Source organism: Candidatus Velamenicoccus archaeovorus (assembly GCF_004102945.1).
GTDB lineage: Bacteria > Omnitrophota > Gorgyraeia > Velamenicoccales > Velamenicoccaceae > Velamenicoccus > Velamenicoccus archaeovorus.
This window is the reverse complement of record NZ_CP019384.1, coordinates 719,277-735,882: the sequence shown is the minus strand read 5'-3', so window position 1 is coordinate 735,882 and position 16,606 is coordinate 719,277. Positions and strand designations below refer to the sequence as shown.

The following is a 16,606-nucleotide window of genomic DNA, read 5'->3' as shown; positions in this document are numbered from 1 at the left end:
TTATTTCTTCGATGTTTTCGCCCGGACGACGCGGCGTTTCAAGATAGACTTTTTCGGTTTTTCCGCCGGCGCTGGCGCCGTTTGATGGGCCAGATCCAGTTCGACCTTGATATGACTGGTCTTCTTCAGGATCTCTCCGGCCCGGCCGAAGGTCGCGGCCCGATAACGTTTCCAGCGCGGACCTTCGTCCGCCGTAATCTTGGAAATCACAAGCGTCTGCGCATCCAGGCCTTTGGACTTGGCATTGGCGACAGCGGAATGCAGCACCTTGGACACATAATATGTCGGCTTCTTATTGATGAATTTAAGGACATTCATCGCCTCGACGGCGTTCATACCACGGATCATATCGATCACCTGCCTGATCTTCCTGGCTGAACCCCTGATATATCTCACTTCGGCTTTTGCGATCATTAATTTTGCCTTTTATGTCAGTTCTACGGCCTTCTTGGCTTTGACGCCGCCGTGTTTTCTGAAAGTTCTTGTGGACGCAAATTCTCCCAGCTTGTGTCCAACCATATTCTCCGTGACGAATACCGGCACATGTTTTCTTCCGTCGTGGATTGCGATCGTCAAACCCACAAAATCAGGCGTTACGGTCGAACTTCTGGACCAAGTCTTGATAGGCTGCCGGGAACCACTCCTGCGGGCAGCCTCCACTCTTTTAAGAAGCTTTTCTTCGACAAACGGTCCTTTTTTAAGCGAGCGCGCCATTAGCCATTCCTTCTCTTGACGATATATTTATTGGAATATCTTTTGCCTTTTCTTGTCTTGAGGCCCTTGGCCTTCTGGCCCCATGGCGAAACCGGATGGGGGTTCCCCTGGCCGGCTTTTCCTTCGCCGCCGCCATGCGGATGGTCGATCGGATTCATGGCCGAACCGCGGACTGTCGGACGGATACCCAGCCAGCGCTTGCGGCCGGCCTTGCCGTGCATCTCAGCCTCATGTTCGACGTTCCCCACCTGCCCGATCGTGGCCAAACAATCCAGATGGATCAACCGTACCTCGCCGGACGGAAGCTTGACGTGTGCGCTATCACCTTCCTTGGCGGTAATCTGGGCGGCATTGCCGGCGCTGCGAACCATCTGTCCGCCCTTGCCGCGCGTCAATTCAAGATTATGGATGAATGCCCCCAGGGGGATGTATCTCAAAGGCATCGTGTTGCCCGTCTTGACTTCAAGATCCGCACCCCGCGAGCTCATGATGGCATCGCCCACCTGCAACCCCAACGGTGCCAGAACATATCTCCTCTCCCCGTCCGGATACTCGACGAGCGCAATGCGGCACGTTCTGTTGGGATCATATTCAATCGACAGGACCTTTCCGGCCACGTCGAACTTATCCCTTTTAAAATCAACGATACGATAAAGCCTCTTGTGTCCGCCGCCGATATGCCGCGTCGTGATACGGCCCGCATTATTGCGGCCGCCGGACTTACGCAACGATTCGACCAGCGACTTTTCCGGACGCTTCTTGGCCACCCCTTCAAAATCAGGCAAATTGGCCCAGCGCATTCCCGGCGTTGTAGGCTTGAATCTCCTTAACCCCATCTTGACTTACCTTTCTTCTTTCCGGCAGATCACTTCAGATCGATCTTCTGGCCCTCTGCGAGGCGCACAAACGCTTTTTTCCAATCCGGCTGCTTTCCCAACTGCATGCGGATGCGCTTCATTTTGCCCCGGACGGTCATCGTATTGACGTCGCGCACCTTGACCTTATAGATCTTTTCCACCGCGTGTTTGATATCGACTTTTGATGCGGAAGAAGCGACGTAAAACTGATAGCACCCGTCGGACTCGAGGCGAGAGCCCTTTTCGGAATGAATTAAAGTTTTAATAGTATCATATGGACTATGCATGTTTCAAGCGTTTTGTTAAATTTTTTAACGAGTCTCTGGATAAAATGATCTTCTGGGTATTCATGACATCGTAGGCATTCAGCGACGAAGAATCCGCAAGCTGCAGCCCCCGGATATTGCGTGCCGAACGTTTGATGTTCTCCGTCACCGATTCCAAGACGCACAGGATGGATGCCGCCGGCAGCTTGAGCGCGTCGAGGAACTTAGCAAACTCCTTGGTCTTGGGGGCAAGAATGTGGATCTTCTCGACCAGGACGACGTCCCCGGAAGCGATCCTGGCGTTCAGGCTCGAGCGCAGGGCTTCGTTCCTGATCTGCTGCGGCATGGTATAACCAAAATCCCTCGGATGAGGCCCGAAGACGACGCCGCCGTGACGCCACAAGGGCGAACGTGTCGAACCATGGCGCGCCCGTCCAGTTCCCTTCTGACGCCAGGGTTTCTTGCCGCCGCCGGAAACTTCGCCGCGCGTTTTTGTCTCGGCCAGTCCCAAGCGACGATTAGCGCGATAACCCACGATCGCCTGATACAGGGTTTTCTTCTTTACGGAACCATCAAAGACATGGGCGTCCAGCTCGATCTCCTCGACTACCTTATTGCCCATATCCACTACCGGCATTACGATACGATTCTTTTTCTCCATGATCCCTTACCCCGTTAGAGATAACGACTGTTTTTCAAATCTTCGCGTAAAGTCCAGCCGATTATCAACGGTTTACCCGGTTAAAGACGATTGCCGCAGATGACCCACCCTGTTAGAAATCTTGATTTCTAACGGAATATCTCTAACGGGGCTTACGCTTTCTTCTGCTTCTTGATGGACTTTCTGATCTCAAGCAAACTGCTCTTGTACCCCGGCACAGCGCCTTCGACAATCAGCATATTATTGGCCAGATCGACCTTGACGACTTTAAGATTCTGGACCGTAACCTTCTGGTGCCCCATATGGCCGGCCATGGTCTTGCCTTTGAAGACACGCGACGGATCGGAACTTGCGCCGATCGAACCGACGCGGCGATGAGACATGGAGCCGTGGGTCATCGGCGTCCCCATCCAGTGCCAGCGCTTCATGCCGCCCTGGAAGCCCTTGCCGATGGAAACGCCCGAAACGTCGACGAAATCGCCTTCCTGAAAAATATCCACCTTGATCTCGTCGCCGACCTTATAGTTCCCCTTGTCGGCCACACGCAACTCGCGCACATAACGCCGGACGCCAAGATTCAGCTTCTTAAACTCCCCGACCTGGGGTTTTTTGACCTTGGATTCCTTGGTATCTCCGAAGCCGACTTTAATGTTCTTCTCATTCAGTCCCATCACGACGCAAGGACCCGCTTCGATGACGGTCACAGGCCTTACCTTGCCGTCATCGCCGAACACCTGCGTCATGCCGACCTTCTTGCCCAATATTTTTATCGTCGTGTTCAATACACCCATGGATTCACCATTTTTCTTTGCAGCCGCCGGCTTTCTTCAAAAACGTCAGCGGATTTCCACGTCCACGCCGGCAGGGAGATTCAACTTCCGCAAAGCATCGATCGTCTTGGCTGTCGGCTCATGAAGTTCCAAGAGCCTCTTATGTGTCGCCAGGAGGAACTGCTCCCTGGACTTTTTGTCAATGACGACCGAACGATTAACGGTGTAGATCTCCTTCTTGGTCGGCAAAGGAATGGGGCCTGCCACTTTCGCCCCGCTCCGCTTGGCCGTTTCAACGATCTCTTTCGTCGACTGATCCAAGAGGCGGTGATCGTACGCTTTAAGTCGTATTCGGATTTTCTGTGACATTTGATTCTGCCTATTTTAGGTTCTTACGCCTCAACATCAACTCCTGCCCGTCCTCGGCCTTCGACCACGAACGGGCAAACCTGCGCAGGTAATTTACAAGCGCTCAGGCGAGGAGTTTTGATTTATTCGATGATCTCAGAAACAACTCCAGCACCAACCGTATGGCCGCCTTCCCGGATAGCGAAGCGCAGCTCTTTCTCCATGGCGATCGGGACGATCAACTCGGCCTCAACCGTGATATTGTCGCCGGGCATGATCATTTCGACGCCCTGAGGAAGCTTGATCGTTCCCGTCACGTCCGTCGTCCTGAAATAGAACTGAGGGCGGTAGCCGGTAAAGAACGGCGTATGGCGCCCGCCTTCTTCTTTGGTCAGGATGTAGACCTGTGCTTTGAATTTCTTGTGGGGCGTAATGGAACCTGTCGCCGCCAAAACCATGCCGCGCTCCAGGGAATCCTTGTCAACACCGCGCAGGAGCAAGCCGACGTTGTCACCCGCCTGGCCGTCGTCGAGGAGCTTGCGGAACATCTCGATACCGGTCACAACTGTCTTGCCGATCTCCGGCCTCATGCCGACGATATCCACGTTATCGTTGAGTTTGATCTTGCCTCTCTCGATACGGCCCGTGCCGACAGTTCCGCGGCCCGAAATCGTGAAAACGTCTTCCACGGCCATCAAGAAGGGTTTCTCGAGTTCGCGCTTCGGCATCGGAATAAACTCGTCGACAGCCTTCATCAATTCAAAGATCGGACCGCACTTGGGGCAATCCGGTTTCGCGCACAGGCAGGATAAGGCCTCTGTCGCGCTGCCTTTGACGATCGGCGTCTTATCGCTGGGAAAGTTGTACTTTGTCAAAAGATCGCGCACTTCCATCTCGACCAAGTCAATAAGCTCTTTGTCCTGGACCATGTCGACCTTGTTCAAAAAGACGACGATGGCAGGAACGTTCACCTGACGCGCCAGAAGAATGTGCTCACGGGTCTGGGGCATCGGACCGTCCGCAGCGGACACGACCAGGATCGCGCCATCCATCTGAGCGGCGCCTGTAATCATGTTCTTGATATAGTCTGCGTGACCCGGGCAATCGATATGCGCGTAGTGACGGGTATCCGTCTGATATTCAACGTGGGCGATATTGATCGTAACGCCTCTCTCCCTCTCTTCGGGCGCGTTATCGATCGACTCATAGCTCCTGGCTTCCGCCCATCCCTTTTTCGATAAAACTGTCGTGATCGCAGCTGTCAGACTTGTCTTTCCGTGATCAACGTGGCCAATAGTTCCGATATTAACGTGGGGCTTTGTTCTGACAAACTTTTCTTTTGACATCTTTCACCTCCGTTAGAACCTTCTCCTATGCGGTGTCGGGAAGGATACCCTTTTGGGTTATTTTATCCCTAACACCTTATTGGCTATATCTTTAGGCACCTCTTGATAACAAAAGGGCTCCATTGTAAAAGACGCTCGACCCTGTGTTAACGACCGCACTATATTAGCATAATCAAAAACTTCTGCAAGCGGAACATGTCCGCGCAGGACCCTGACGTTCCCCCTCTGCCCCATGGACACAAGCTTTCCTCGACGGGAACTAAAGTCGCCGATGACCGACCCCATGAACTCTTCGGGGACAACAATTTCGATATCCATAATCGGCTCAAGCAGATAAGAGCCTCCTGAACGCAGCCCGTCCGTAAACGCAATCGAAGCCGCCATCTGAAAAGCGATCTCGGATGAATCGACTTCATGGAAGGAACCGTCTACCAGCGTCACAGCAATATCCGTTACCGGATAACTCCCAAGGACGCCGCTCTTGGCTGCCATGACGATCCCGTTCTTGACGGCAGGGATATATTCTCTCGGGATCACCCCACCCTTCAGGGTTTCCTCAAACGTGATCCCTGTCCCCGGAACCTCCTGAGGCTGCATGATCAAGACGACGTGACCATACTGGCCGCGGCCGCCGGACTGCTGAATGAACTTGCCGGTGACGGACATTTTCTTGCGGATCGATTCTCGATACGCCACCTGCGGACGCCCGACTTTTGCTTCTACATTAAATTCTCTTAATATCCGATCGACGGCGATCTCCAGATGCAATTGTCCCATCCCGGAAATGATCGTCTGCGCCGTCTCGGTATTGTAAGTGACGCGGAACGAAGGATCCTCATCCTGCAGTTTACGCAGGGCAAACGCCAGTTTCTCCTGGTCGGCCTTGGACTTTGTCTCGATCGCCAGGTCCACGACAGGCTCAGGAAATTTGATGGCTTCCAGAACGATCGGATTTTTCTCGTCGCAAAGGGTATCTCCCGTATTCGTCTCCTTGAGACCTACAAAAGCAACGATATCCCCGCAATGGGCCGACTCGATCATTTCCTGTTTATTGGCATGCATACGCACGATCTTGGAAATCCTCTCATCTTCACGCTTGACGGAATTAAAGACCGTCTCGCCGGCATTGATCTTCCCTGAATAGATGCGTACAAAATTAAGACGGCCGACATAGGGATCGCTCATGACCTTAAAACAGAAGCCGCAGAACGGCGCATCCATAGAAACCTGCCTCTCCTCGTATTCTCCGCTGTCCGGCTCAAATCCTTTGACAGCCGGAACATCCAAAGGCGAAGGCAGATAATCGCAGACCGCATCCAAGACTAGTTGGATCCCTTTGTTCTTCAGAGAAGAACCGCAGAGCACGGGGCAGAACTTATTGGCGACGGTCGCTTCGCGGATCGACCGCTTGATATCTTCCTTGGTAATGGGCTTATTATGGATATAAAGGTCCATCAGGTAATCATTGACCTCGGCGACCCTCTCGATCAGCGTATGGCGATATTCCTGGAGTTTCGCCTTATGCTCTTCCGGCACTGGCTTACGCTCAAACTTCTCACCCTTTTCATCGACAGGCATAACCAGTTCTTCTTCGACCAGGTCGATCATTCCGGAGAAATTCTCTTCCGCGCCGAGAGGCAGCTGGATCGCCGCAGCACACGCGCCAAGCTTCTGGTGTATCTCGGCCAAGACATTCGGGAAATCGGCGCCCACGCGATCCATCTTGTTGACAAAAGCGATCCGGGGAACGTGATACTTGTCCGCCTGGCGCCAGACCGTCTCGGACTGGGGCTGCACGCCGGCCACGGCGCAGAAAACAACCACGGCTCCGTCCAATACTTTCAGCGAACGCTCCACTTCAACCGTAAAATCCACGTGGCCCGGCGTATCGATGATGTTGATATGGATGTCGCGCCAGAAACACGTCGTCGAGGCCGACGTGATCGTGATGCCGCGCTCCTGCTCTTGCACCATCCAGTCCATCGTCGCCGTCCCGTCATGGACTTCGCCGATCTTGTGGATCTTCTTGGTGTAAAAAAGCATGCGCTCCGTCGTCGTCGTCTTGCCGGCGTCGATATGAGCGATAACTCCAATATTACGTATCTTTGTCAGATCTATTTTTTGCGTCATGGTCAGCATTCTTTCTGCAACTGTCACTTAAGCCGTCCTCTTTCTTCGGGGGCTCCCTACCACCGGAAGTGCGCAAAGGCCTTATTGGCCTCCGCCATCTTGTGGGTGTCGTCCCTTTTTTTGATGGCAGCGCCTTCGCCTTTGAACCCGGCCATGATCTCATCAGCCAGGCGTTCCGGCATGGGCTTGCCTTTTTTGGCACGCGAAAAGTCCTTGATCCAGCGCAAGGCAAGCGATATGCCGCGCTCCTGGGATACCTCGATAGGGACCTGATAGGTAGCGCCTCCCACGCGGCGGGGCTTGACCTCCAGCCGCGGACGGATATTCTCCAGCGCTTTGTTGAACACCTTCACAGGGTCCTCTTCTCCGGTCTTGGCTTTGATGACATCAAACGCGCCGTAGACGATCGTCTCGGCGGTGGACTTCTTGCCTTTGATCATCAAGATATTGATCATCTTGGCCACAATCCGGCTGTTATATTTCGGATCGGGTAAAATCTGCCGCTTGACTGCGCGTCTTCTTCTCATGAATCGCCCTCTGTATTTTTTCTCCTGCCTGAATGAAAGTTCTTTCGGCTATTTCTTCTTGGATACCTTTGCCCCATATTTGGAGCGGGATTTCTTTCTGTTGGCCACACCCGCCGTATCCAGCGTCCCGCGGACAATATGATAACGCACGCCGGGGAGGTCTTTAACCCTGCCGCCCCTCACCAGGACGATCGAATGTTCCTGCAGATTATGTCCTTCCCCGGGAATATAAGATGTCACTTCGATGCCCGTCGTCAGGCGGACCCTCGCGATCTTGCGAAGAGCCGAATTCGGCTTCTTCGGCGTCATGGTCTTGACCTGAAGGCATACACCCCGGCGCTGAGGACAGCCCTTGAGGGCCGGCGATTTGGACTTGATCTTCTTGGCAATCCTGCTATTCCGTATGAGCTGCTGAATTGTCGGCATTCACACCTTCCTCTTTTACAGAAATGGCCACATCTTCTTTATTGATCTTGAAATCCTGATGAATCTTGAGGCCCGTTCCGGCCGGGATCAAATGGCCGACGATAACATTCTCTTTCAAGCCGAAAAGCTCGTCCCGTTTCCCGGAAGCCGCCGCATCCGTCAGAACCTTGGTCGTCTCCTGGAAGCTCGCCGCTGAAATAAAGCTTTCCGTCGTCAGCGACGCCTTCGTAATCCCCAACAGGAGCGGGGTCGCCGAAGCCGGCTTGCCGCCTTTTTTGATGACGCGCTGGTTCTCCTTCTGGAACCTCCAGCGATCCACCTGCTGGCCGGAAAGGAATTCCGTATCTCCGGCGTCCTCGATCTTGACCTTTTTGAGCATCTGCCGGATGATAACCTCAATGTGTTTATCGTTGATCTTGACGCCCTGCAAGCGGTAGACTTCCTGCACTTCATTGACAAGATATTCCTGAAGGATTTTGTCGCCGCAGACACGCAGGATATCCTGCAAGACCACGGGGCCGTCCGTCAACTGCTGGCCTGCCGTCACGCGATCGCCGCGGTATACATTTGGATGTTTCCCGTGAGGAATCGCGTATTCGCGCTTCATGCCCGTCGAAGACGTCACGATGATCATCCTCTGACCCTTCTTGTTCTCGCTGAACTCGACGAAGCCGTCGATTTCCGAAATGATCGCCGGATCTTTGGGCCGGCGGGCCTCGAACAACTCCGCCACACGCGGCAGACCGCCCGTGATATCCCTCGTCTTTCCGGACACGCGCGGGATCTTGGCGATCAGTTCGCCGGCCTCGATCTTCTGACCGTCCTTCACGAGAATATGGGCGCCGATCGGGATCGGATAAATGCCGACGACTTGTCCGCCCGCATCGAGGATGATGATCTGCGGATGAAATTCCATCTTGTGTTCAACGATGACACGCTCGGCGATCCCGGTGGTCGGATTCATCTCTTCGCGCATCGTGATGTTTTCCTTGATATCTTCGTAGCGGACGATACCGGCGACCTCCGTCAGGATCGGCAATGTATAAGGGTCCCACCGGACGAAGATGACGCCCTTCTGGATCTCTTCCCCTTCGGCCATGGAAATCACGCTGCCCTGCGGAATGGCGTAACGCTCCAATTCGCGGCCCTGGGGATCGTTGATGGTTAAAGAGCCATTACGGTTCAGGACAATCAGGTCTTTGCCTCTGGCGACCGTCCGTAACGCGTGGAAATTCAAAACACCCTTATTTTTGGCTTTGACAAAAGACTGTTCGACGATACGGGAGGCCGTACCGCCGATATGGAACGTCCTCATTGTCAGCTGGGTACCGGGTTCGCCGATCGACTGCGCCGCGATGATCCCGACGGCCAATCCAATTTCAACCAGGCCGTCGCGTGCCAGGTCTTTACCGTAGCACTTGGCGCAGATGCCGCGGTCGGATTCACAAGTCAAGACGCTGCGGATACGGATTTTTTCGATCCCCATCTTTTCCAAGGCTTCCGCCTTTTCTGCCGTGATCATCTCGCCAGCCGCCACAACGGTTTCATCCGTGATGACATCGACGATGTTATCCAGGGTCACGCGGCCGACGATCCGTTCCTTCAAAGGAACGACAACTTCGTCGCCTTCGATGATCGAAGAAAGGGAGATGCCGTTCAGAGTGCCGCAATCCTCTTCTGTAATGATGACTTCCTGGGAGACGTCCACCAGACGACGCGTCAGATAACCCGCATCGGCGGTTTTAAGCGCCGTATCCGCCAAACCTTTGCGCGCACCGTGCGTAGAAATGAAATATTCCAACACCGTCAGGCCTTCGCGGAAACTGGCCGTGATCGGATTCTCAATGATCTCGCCGGAAGGTTTGGCCATCAAACCGCGCATGCCGGCCAGCTGCCTGACCTGCAGTCTGGAACCGCGCGCGCCGGAATCCGCCATCATGAAGATCGGATTAAAAGCATCCATCTTCTTGAAAACGAGGTCTGAGACCTTGTCCGTCGTATGTGTCCAGATATCGATGACCTTGTTGTAACGTTCGCCGTTGGTGATGATGCCTTTGCGATACTGGTCATCGACTTTCGCCACTTCCTTTTTTGCCTCCGCGATATATTCCTTTTTCTCCTCAGGGATCTCCAGGTCGTCGATAGAGATGGAGATGCCGCCGAGCGTCGCGTATTCAAAACCGAGGGCTTTGAGACGGTCCAAAAGCTTGATGGTGGAGTCGTGCCCAAACCGTTTATAACATGCCGTAACGATCTGACCGACATTTTTCTTGTTAAGCTCAAGGTTGACGAAACCAAACTCTTTCGGAAGTCTCTCATTGAAGATGATGCGGCCGACGGTCGTCTCGACCAGGGCCCTTTCGCCGGAATAAATGCCTTCGTTGAGATGATACTGATGGGGGATCCTCGTCTTGATCTTGGCGTGAAGATCGATCGTGCCGTCGTCATAGGCGGCGATCGCCTCGACCGCATCGGACAAAATCATGCCTTCGCCTTTGGTCTTGGGTTTCATTTTGGTCAGATAGCAAAGCCCCAGAATGATGTCCTGCGTCGGCGTCGTGATGGGGCGGCCGTCTGCGGGTGAAAAAATATTATTGATGGATAACATCAGGAGCCGCGCCTCCATCTGGGCCTCCAGCGACAACGGAACATGGACAGCCATCTGGTCGCCGTCGAAATCGGCGTTAAAGGCCGTACAGACCAAAGGATGGATCCTGATGGCCTTGCCTTCGACCAGGACCGGCTCAAAAGCCTGGACGGAGAGACGATGCAGCGTCGGGGCGCGATTCAACAGAACGGGATGGTCCTTGATCACTTCGTCAAGGATATCCCAGACCTCGATCTTGGCGCGCTCCACCATCCTCTTGGCGCCCTTGATCGTGTGGACAAAACCGCGCTCACGCAATTTCTTGATGATGAACGGCTCAAATAATTCCAGGGCCATGCGTTTGGGCAGGCCGCACTGATGCAGATTGAGCTCCGGCCCAACGACGATAACGGAACGGCCGGAATAATCCACGCGCTTGCCCAGAAGGTTCTGGCGGAAACGTCCCTGCTTGCCTTTGAGCATATCTGAAAGGGATTTCAACGGCCTGTTGTTCGAACCCAGGACGGGACGGCCGTGTCGGCCGTTATCCAGGAGAGCATCCACCGCCTCTTGAAGCATGCGCTTTTCGTTGCGGATGATGATCTCGGGGGCGTTAAGATCCAGGAGCTTCTTCAACCGGTTGTTGCGATTGATGACGCGCCGGTAAAGATCATTTAGATCGGACGTGGCAAAACGCCCGCCGTCGAGAGGAACCAGAGGCCTGAGGTCCGGAGGAATGACAGGCAGGACTTCCAGAACCATCCACTCCGGCTTGTTGCTGGACTTCTTGAAATCTTCGACAATCTTGAGAGTCTTCAATATCTTGCGGGCATTCGTGCCTTCCTTGGACGTCTCCAACTGTTTGTGAAGCTTCTTGGAAAGCGCATCCAGGTCGATTTCCTTGAGCAGCTCCAGCACCGCTTCGGCGCCGATCTTGGCCCTGAATCCGGAACCGTACTTCTCCTGAAGCTCCTGATGACGGTCTTCCGTCAAAAGTTCGCCCTTTTTCAAACCCGTATCGCCCGGATCAACAACGATATATTCCTCATAATAGATGATCTTTTCCAAATCCCGGAGGCCGATATCCAGCAAGGCCGAAATCCTAGACGGTACAGCCTTGAAAAACCAGATATGCGTAACAGGAGCAGCCAATTCAATATGGCCCATGCGGTCGCGGCGGACATTGGAACGCGTGACTTCCACGCCGCAGCGGTCGCAGACGATATTCCTGAATTTGTTGCCTTTGTATTTTCCGCAGTTGCACTCCCAGTCCTTGACAGGGCCGAAGATCTTCTCGCAGAAAAGACCGTCCTTTTCAGGCTTGAGGGTGCGGTAATTGATCGTCTCGGCCTTTTTGACCTCCCCCTTAGACCAGGAACGGATCGTCACAGACGAGGCGATCTTGACGGAGATCGAGTCAAACTGAGAGATTTCTTCGTTCGGATTTTTCTGATTGAGATCTCTTCTCATCCTTCGTGTCCTTTTTCTTCCCTCAGGATGGCACTGAGCGAAGTGGTTCGACTTTGCTCACCACGCTGAGCGTAGTCGAAGCGTCAAGCGTGTCATTTTTGTCTTTCCATTTTTATATCAAGCCCTAGACCCTGCAATTCTTTGACCAGAACATTGAAAGACTCCGGCGTTCCCGGACTCAACCGTTGTTCGCCTTTAACGATCGCCTCATAGATCCTCGTGCGGCCGGCGACGTCATCGCTCTTGACCGTGAGCATCTCCTGCAGGCTGAAGGCCGCGCCGTACGCCTCCAGGGCCCAGACTTCCATCTCGCCGAACCGCTGGCCGCCGAACTGGGCCTTGCCGCCGAGAGGTTGCTGTGTCACGAGAGAATAAGGACCGATGGAACGTGCATGGATCTTTTCATCGACCAGGTGGATCAGTTTCATCATATAGATATAACCCACCGTTACCTTCTGGTCGAACTTCCTTCCGGTAAAACCGTCATAGACATCGACCTTGCCGTCTTCCGGCAGGCCAGCCTTGCGAAGCATCTCTTTGACCTCGTTCTCGGAGGCGCCGTCGAAAACAGGAGTTGCAACATGCAACCCGAGAACCTTTGCCGCCCATCCTAAATGCGTCTCTAAGATCTGTCCGACGTTCATACGCGACGGCACGCCCAGAGGATTAAGCACCAACTCTACCGGTGTGCCGTCCTCCAGAAAAGGCATATCTTCTTCGGGGAGGATCTTGGCGATAACACCCTTGTTGCCATGGCGGCCGGCCATCTTATCGCCGACGGCAAGCCTGCGCTTGGTGGCGACGTAGACGACGACTTTTTTCAGAACGCCCGGCGCCAACTCATCGCCCCTCTTGATCTTCTCGATCTCCTGTTCCTCTTCCTGGGCAAGCTCCTTGATCTGTTCGTCAAAAAATTTGGCGATATGCTTGGCCTCTTCGTTATCCTCAAGGTCGGCGGTCAACGCCTTGGCCTTCGACACCCCCAGGAGAGAAGCAATCTTGTTGATCTTTTCCTCCTGGATATATTCGATCTCTTGCACATAATAGGCCTTGATTTCCTTGATCTGGCCCAATTCTTTCTTTTTGTCTTCCTTGGACTTGCGCCCTCTCTCTTTTCTCTGGAAGATCTGCACGTCGATGACCACGCCTTCGATCCCCGGAGGAACCGTCAGGGAAGTATCGCGCACGTCGCCGGCCTTTTCACCGAAGATCGCGCGCAACAGCCTCTCTTCAGGAGAAAGCTCGGATTCCGTTTTTGGCGTGACCTTGCCGACGAGGATATCTCCGGCATCGACTTCGGCGCCGATGCGCACGATGCCGTTTTCGTCGAGATTGCGCAACGCTTCCTCGGAAACATTCGGGATGTCCCGCGTGATCTCCTCATTGCCCAGACGCGTCTCCCGGGCTTCCAGCTCGAATTCCTCGATGTGGATCGACGTATATGCATCCTCCTTCACGAGTTTCTCGCTGACCAGGATCGCGTCTTCAAAGTTAAAGCCGCGCCACGGCATAAAAGCCGCCAGGAGATTCTTGCCCAGGGCCAGTTCGCCGTCCCTGGTCCCGATACCGTCGGCGATCACCTCGCCCTGACGGACCTTCTGACCCAGCTTGACGATCGGCTTCTGGTTCACGCAGGTATTCGCGTTGGAGCGCTTGAATTTCCTTAGTTCATAGACCTTATTGTTGACGGTGATGGCGTTGGCATCGACGGCCTTAACCACTCCATCTTCTTCAGTGATGACGACGGCGCCGGAATCGATCGCGGCCTTCTGCTCCATATCGGTGCCGACCAACGGGCGTTCGGTGATCATCAAGGGCACCGCCTGACGCTGCATGTTGGAACCCATCAGCGCGCGGTTGGCGTCATCGTGCTCTAAAAACGGGATCAGGGATGCCGCCAAGGACACCAGTTGTTTCGGCGATACATCCATGAAGTCGACTTTTTTGGGAGGCAATTTTGGGAAATCGCCCCTGAGGCGGCAAATAACGTCTTTCTCCTGGAAGGTTCCATCTTCATCCAGGGGGCTGTTGGCCTGCGCCATGGACTTATTGAGCTCGAGGTCCGCCGTAATATACTCGATCCTCTTTGTGACGCGGCCGTCGTCAACCTTGCGATAAGGCGTCTCAAGATATCCCAGATCATTGACTCTGGCATAGGTCGTCAATGATGCAATCAGCCCGATGTTCGGACCTTCAGGCGTCTCAATAGGACAAATACGGCCGTAATGGGACTGGTGGATATCACGGACTTCAAACCCCGCCCTTTCACGGGACAACCCGCCCGGCCCCAGCGCGCTCAAACGGCGCTTATGGGTTAGCTCTGCCAAGGGATTGACTTGGTCCATAAATTGGGACAACTGGCTCCTGGCAAAGAAATCGCGGATCTGGCTGGAGAAAAGTTTGGAATTAATCAGATGATAGATCATGACCGCGTCGGCATCCGTCAAAATCGCCAGACGCTCGCGGATGGACCTTTCCAGTCTTGCCAGGCCTATCCTCGCCTGATTCTGGATGAGTTCACCCACGGTCTTGACGCGGCGATTACCTAAATGGTCGATATCATCGATCTCGCCCTCGCCCTTCTTGAGACCCACGAGATACTGGATCACCTTGATCACCGTCTCGGCATCCAGGATGCGCTTATCGACAGAAACGCCCATGCCGAGCTTTCTGTTCAATATGAAACGGCCGGCGCGGGCGATATCGTAGCGCTTGGGATCAAAAAAAAGACGATAGAATAGCTCCTCGGCCGCTTCCGGAGTCACAGGCTCCGTCGGGCGCATCTTGCGATAAAAGTCGATAAGGGCCTCTTCCTTGTTCTTGGTGAAATCTTTCTTGAGGGTATTGGCAATCTCAGGGACATCGCCGAAAGCTTTTGTGATCTCTTCGTCTCCGGAAAACCCCATGATACGCAAGATCTGCGTCGCCGGAAAACTGCGGCGGCGGTCCACATAGGCCAGGATGACCTCGTTCAAATCATATTTGAATTCAAGCCACGCCCCACGATAGGGGATGATGCGGCCGTAGAATATCTTTTTGCCGGTAGGATGCTGCTCCTCTTCAAAGCAGACGCCCGGGGAACGCTGCAGCTGGCTCACAATAACCCGCTCGTCGCCATTGATGATGAAAGAGGCTGTCGGCGTCATCAAGGGCAGCTCCCCGAAATAGACCTCCTGGATCTTAACGTCGTTGGGTGTGATCAGACGCAGGTTCGCACGTAAAGGCGATGCGAAAGTCATTCCCCTGCGGCGGCATTCTTCAACGGAGTATTTCGGCTTGCCGAGGGTGTAGCTGACAAACTCAAGACGGAACCTTTTGTCGAAACTCTCAATCGGGAAAACTTCCTGGAATGCTTCTTGCAGCCCCAAGGATTTCCGTTCTTCGGAACGGACATCAGCCTGCAGAAACTCCTCATAAGACAGGAGTTGCAGATCCAAAAGGTTCGGCATCGGGTAAATTTCTCTTAATTTGGCAAAGCTTTTTCTTTTGCTCATTCAAGTCTCCGTATTCAACGGATGATTTAAGGCCCAGCCCTGTTTACTTCAACTCCACCGTCGCTCCGGCGGCTTCCAGCTTCTTCTTGAGCTCGTCGGCTTCAGCCTTTGGAACGCTCTCTTTGACGGGTTTCGGCGCTCCATCCACCAGATCCTTGGCTTCTTTCAGACCGAGATTGGTGATCGCGCGGACTTCCTTGATGACGGCGATCTTGTTGGCGCCTGCACTGGTGAGCACAACCGTGAATACGGTTTTCTCTTCCGCCGGAGCCGCAGCCCCTGCGCCTGCCCCCGGAGCCCCCGCTGCAACTGCCATCACGGGCGCCTGAGCCGTCACGCCAAATTTCTCTTCGATGGCCTTCACCAGGTCGCTCAATTCAAGGACGGTCATCGATTCGATTTCTTTGATCATGTCTTCGATTTTTGCCATGTGATTACCTCCCCTTTCCTAGGATATGCAAGTTAAGAGTTGAAATTATTTTTTCTGATCTTTAACGGCATTGAGCGCATACGCCAGCTTCGTCACAATCTGGTTAAGGCTCATCGCCAGCTTGCTTATGGGTGCATTCAAAGCAGATGCGACCTGCTGATAGAGACCTTGTCTGGAAGGAAGCTTGGAGATGAAATCAAGGTCTGTCTTGTTCAAGACCCTCTCGGACATGAATCCGCCGCAAAGCTTCAAGGCCTCGTGCTGCTTGGCAAAATTCACGAGGATCTTGGACGTCGCAACAGGATCATCCTTGACGAAAACCATGGCCATCGGCCCGTCAACAAGGCGGACGGCGTCCGCCGGTTTCTTGGTTTCTTCAAAAGCCTTGCGCATAAAGGAATTCTTGACGACCAGAACGCTGGCCCCCACGGTCTTCAAGTCTTTCCTCAGTTGTGTCATCTCGGCGGAAGACATCTTCTGATAATTTAAAAGGAAAATATCCTGGGCATGATCCAGCCGCCGCCTGATCTCCAAGCCGACAAGATTCCTGTAAATCTCCCCGATCCTCTTCGTCATGACG

15 protein-coding genes are annotated in these 16,606 nt (G+C 53.8%); all 15 read right to left on the bottom strand.

The window, feature by feature from the left end; genetic code table 11:
• The gene (gene rplV / locus BU251_RS03060) at positions 1 to 414 is read right to left on the bottom strand and encodes a 50S ribosomal protein L22 (protein ID WP_128699431.1); all 414 of its coding nucleotides are present in this window, start codon (positions 412 to 414) and stop codon (positions 1 to 3) included.
• 12 nt (positions 415 to 426) lie between these two features.
• Positions 427 to 714 (bottom strand): 30S ribosomal protein S19, encoded by a 288-nt coding sequence (rpsS, locus tag BU251_RS03055; RefSeq protein ID WP_128699430.1) that lies wholly within the window; start codon positions 712 to 714, stop codon positions 427 to 429.
• Complete coding sequence (rplB, locus tag BU251_RS03050; RefSeq protein ID WP_128699429.1) at positions 714 to 1,550, bottom strand: 50S ribosomal protein L2; 837 nt, start codon at positions 1,548 to 1,550, stop codon at positions 714 to 716. The genes rpsS and rplB overlap by 1 nt, the downstream gene beginning before the upstream one ends.
• Positions 1,551 to 1,579: 29 nt before the next feature.
• On the bottom strand, positions 1,580 to 1,858 hold the full coding sequence (rplW, locus tag BU251_RS03045; RefSeq protein ID WP_128699428.1) for a 50S ribosomal protein L23: 279 nt from the start codon (positions 1,856 to 1,858) through the stop codon (positions 1,580 to 1,582).
• Positions 1,851 to 2,498: a 50S ribosomal protein L4 gene (rplD, locus tag BU251_RS03040; RefSeq protein WP_128699427.1), complete on the bottom strand. Its 648-nt coding sequence runs from the start codon at positions 2,496 to 2,498 to the stop codon at positions 1,851 to 1,853. The genes rplW and rplD overlap by 8 nt, the downstream gene beginning before the upstream one ends.
• A 152-nt stretch (positions 2,499 to 2,650) precedes the next feature.
• Positions 2,651 to 3,289: a 50S ribosomal protein L3 gene (rplC, locus tag BU251_RS03035; protein ID WP_164908839.1), complete on the bottom strand. Its 639-nt coding sequence runs from the start codon at positions 3,287 to 3,289 to the stop codon at positions 2,651 to 2,653.
• A 45-nt stretch (positions 3,290 to 3,334) separates the two neighbouring features.
• Entirely contained in the window at positions 3,335 to 3,637 is a 303-nt protein-coding gene (gene rpsJ, locus BU251_RS03030; RefSeq protein ID WP_128699426.1) for a 30S ribosomal protein S10, read from the bottom strand.
• Positions 3,638 to 3,759: 122 nt separating this feature from the next.
• Positions 3,760 to 4,962, bottom strand: coding sequence for an elongation factor Tu (gene tuf / locus BU251_RS03025; RefSeq protein ID WP_128699425.1), 1,203 nt, complete (start codon positions 4,960 to 4,962; stop codon positions 3,760 to 3,762).
• A 57-nt stretch (positions 4,963 to 5,019) separates the two neighbouring features.
• On the bottom strand, positions 5,020 to 7,092 hold the full coding sequence (gene fusA, locus BU251_RS03020; RefSeq protein WP_128700947.1) for an elongation factor G: 2,073 nt from the start codon (positions 7,090 to 7,092) through the stop codon (positions 5,020 to 5,022).
• A 56-nt stretch (positions 7,093 to 7,148) separates the two neighbouring features.
• Positions 7,149 to 7,619 carry a 30S ribosomal protein S7 gene (rpsG, locus tag BU251_RS03015; protein WP_128699424.1) on the bottom strand — a complete coding sequence of 157 codons (471 nt, stop codon included), beginning with the start codon at positions 7,617 to 7,619 and terminating at the stop codon, positions 7,149 to 7,151.
• Positions 7,620 to 7,667: 48 nt separating this feature from the next.
• Positions 7,668 to 8,045, bottom strand: a complete 378-nt coding sequence (rpsL, locus tag BU251_RS03010; protein WP_128699423.1) for a 30S ribosomal protein S12 — start codon at positions 8,043 to 8,045, stop codon at positions 7,668 to 7,670.
• Positions 8,014 to 12,102, bottom strand: a complete 4,089-nt coding sequence (rpoC, locus tag BU251_RS03005; RefSeq protein ID WP_128699422.1) for a DNA-directed RNA polymerase subunit beta' — start codon at positions 12,100 to 12,102, stop codon at positions 8,014 to 8,016. Before rpoC ends, rpsL begins: the two co-directional genes overlap by 32 nt.
• 92 nt (positions 12,103 to 12,194) lie before the next feature.
• Positions 12,195 to 15,596: a DNA-directed RNA polymerase subunit beta gene (rpoB, locus tag BU251_RS03000; RefSeq protein WP_128699421.1), complete on the bottom strand. Its 3,402-nt coding sequence runs from the start codon at positions 15,594 to 15,596 to the stop codon at positions 12,195 to 12,197.
• A gap of 43 nt (positions 15,597 to 15,639) precedes the next feature.
• Positions 15,640 to 16,026, bottom strand: coding sequence for a 50S ribosomal protein L7/L12 (gene rplL / locus BU251_RS02995; protein ID WP_128699420.1), 387 nt, complete (start codon positions 16,024 to 16,026; stop codon positions 15,640 to 15,642).
• 45 nt (positions 16,027 to 16,071) lie between these two features.
• Entirely contained in the window at positions 16,072 to 16,602 is a 531-nt protein-coding gene (rplJ, locus tag BU251_RS02990) for a 50S ribosomal protein L10 (RefSeq protein WP_164908838.1), read from the bottom strand.
• Between the last annotated feature and the right edge of the window lie 4 nt (positions 16,603 to 16,606).